This window comes from Brevibacillus sp. YAE8, assembly GCF_057543335.1.
The window spans coordinates 1-549 of the sequence record NZ_BAAIYG010000139.1 but is presented as its reverse complement, the minus strand read 5'-3'; the positions used below and the strand labels follow the sequence as shown (position 1 = coordinate 549).

The following is a 549-nucleotide window of genomic DNA, read 5'->3' as shown; positions in this document are numbered from 1 at the left end:
GCGGCGTATCTTATTGTGCGGTATGTGACGGTGCATTCTTTAAAGGTAAAGAGCTAGTCGTTGTAGGCGGTGGAGACTCTGCGGTTGAGGAAGGCGTATATTTAACACGCTTCGCAACAAAAGTAACAATTATTCACCGACGCGATGAGCTTCGCGCGCAGAAAATTCTACAGCAGCGTGCATTTGACAACGAAAAAGTTGATTTTATTTGGAATACAACAGTCAAAGAAGTAAATGAAAAAGACGGTAAAGTAGGCAGCGTAACGTTAGTAGACACAAAAACAGGTGAAGAGCGCGAGTTTGGTGCGGACGGCGTATTCATTTATGTTGGAATGGTTCCACTAACAAAACCATTCGAAAGCCTAAACATCACGAATAAAGAAGGATATATTGAAACGAACGAGCAAATGGAAACAAAAGTACCAGGTGTGTTCGCAGCTGGAGACGTTCGTGAAAAGGCTCTTCGTCAAATTGTAACAGCTACAGGTGATGGCAGCATTGCTGCTCAAGCGGCTCAGCACTATGTAGAAGAGTTAAAAGAAAAGTTAA

General features: G+C 43.0%; 1 protein-coding gene. It reads left to right on the top strand.

Annotation, left to right across the window (positions count from 1 at the left end):
- The coding region (locus AC27IT_RS28040; protein WP_487092299.1) for an NAD(P)/FAD-dependent oxidoreductase at nt 1-549 on the top strand (549 nt) is incomplete at both ends.